The following is a 1,895-nucleotide window of genomic DNA, read 5'->3' as shown; positions in this document are numbered from 1 at the left end:
CCCTAAAGGGTCTGGGGGCAACGACGGTTCCGGACAGCGTGATGAGACCAAGCTGATTGGGAGACTGGAAGGCAACAACCGACCAGCCATAGCGCCGGGGGCGGTGATGGCGTTTGGCCACCTGAAGCGCCAGGCGTTCCAACGCATGGTCCCGCACCTTCTCGAAGTGTCGAGTCGAGTTTCCGTAACGGAAGTACCCGGCCCAGCCACGGAGGACTTGATTGAGGTCCTCCACGATCACTTCGATCGGCACCCGAAGGCGTCGCCGAGGCGTGAGTTCACGCACTCGGCTGCGCACTCGCTGCATCGCTCTGTCCGAAGGCCAGCGGGCGAGGAACATCACTTGTCGAGCGTGTTGTGATTGAGCCCGCACCCAGCGGTGGTGGAAGCCGAGAAAATCGAATCCCTCGCCCCCCTCCTCCAGGTGCACGATCCGGGTCTTGGATGCCTTGGGCTCCAGGCCGAGATCGGCCAGCAGGTCGGTGAGTAGCCCGAGGGCATACTCGGCCTGCTGGCGGGTCGCACACATCACCACCAGATCATCGGCGTAACGCACCAGTTGCCCCACGCCCTTCGTCTTCCACACCCGGTCGAGCCGGTTCAGGTAGACGTTGCAGAGCAACGGGGACACCACCCCACCTTGGGGTGTGCCGGTATCGGCACGGAGCACCACGTCGCTGTCCATCACCCCGGCGGCCAACATGGCCCGCAGGAGTTTCAGGATCTGGCGATCGCAGATGCGTTCTTCAACCGTCTGCATCAACTGGTCGTGGGGAATCGCTTCGAAACACGAGGCAATATCCGTCTCGACCACCCATCGGCGTCCCCTCCATGCCTCGTCAATGAGGACTTGGAGGGCATCATGCGCCGAGCGCTTCGGTCGGAAACCGAAGCTACACGGCTGGAAGTCAGCTTCGAAGATCGGCTCAATCACCGTCTTCACAGCTGCTTGCACGATGCGGTCACGGATTGCGGGGATCGACAGCGGCCGCCGTTCGTCCGAACCGGGTTTGGGTATCCACACCCGGCGGGCCGGCAGTGGCCGATAGCGATGATCCCGAAGCTCCGCAGCCAGCTCGTCGAGGAGTCGGGTGACCCCGTATTCCTCGATGTCGTCGATGGTCCTGCGGTCGATGCCAGGGGCGCCGTAGTTTTGGCGCACCTGGAACCATCCACGCTCCAAGACGTCCCTGCGATGGACCTTGTCATAGAGCGCATGGAACCGTCGTCCGGGGTCGGCCTTGGCCGTCCGGTAGAGCGTTCGTTGCAGACTTTGGACTTTGTTCAATTCGGCGGGACTAGCCATGAAGGCACTCACCAGCCCTTTCCTGTTCGAAACGCACCGACGAAGTAGCGGCCCTTCCCTCACCGGCGGTTGTGTTGTCCGCTCGGCTCGATCGGTACTACGACCGCCTCCGACGCCCACCCGGCTCGATGCCCACTTCCCGGCGTAACGGTTATAGGGCTCGGCGCTCCGATGGCTCGATTCGCAGACCATCGGGCCGGGGAGGGCCTCTCCAGTTCCCGTCGCCACCTTCTGTGCGTTCCACGCCCCATGCGCCGGGGAGTTCTTGGCGGCTGCAACTCCAGGGTCTTCACCGCTTCCATGGCCTTCGCCCCGAATTCCCGGGCTCGGCTCTCCCTCTTCCCCGCCCGAGGGCAGGGCCTCTAACGACGTGGCAGGCTTCGCTTCATGCTACGGACCGCACATTTGCTTCCCCCAGAGGGGCTTTCGACGCTGGGCTTCGACCCGGACCGTTTCCAGACCGAGCGGCCAGCCTGCTACCGGGCCTCCTGGTAGCTACCCGGACCGGACTTGCACCGGCAGGCGACGACGAGCTTGTCGTTGTCAGATCTGCTCTATCGCATCACCTCCAACTGTCTGGACGCACGAA

General features: G+C 63.5%; 1 protein-coding gene. It reads right to left on the bottom strand.

All coding sequences use genetic code 11. The features are described 5' to 3' along the window. Nucleotides 1-1,306 (bottom strand): group II intron reverse transcriptase/maturase (gene ltrA, locus IVW53_15845; GenBank protein ID MBF6607036.1); only part of this gene is annotated, 1,306 nt, incomplete at its 3' end. Nucleotides 1,307-1,895 lie beyond the last annotated feature (589 nt).

Source organism: Chloroflexota bacterium, from assembly GCA_015478725.1.
Classification (GTDB): Bacteria; Chloroflexota; Limnocylindria; order Limnocylindrales; family CSP1-4; genus C-114.
This window is presented reverse-complemented; position numbering and strand designations above follow the sequence as displayed.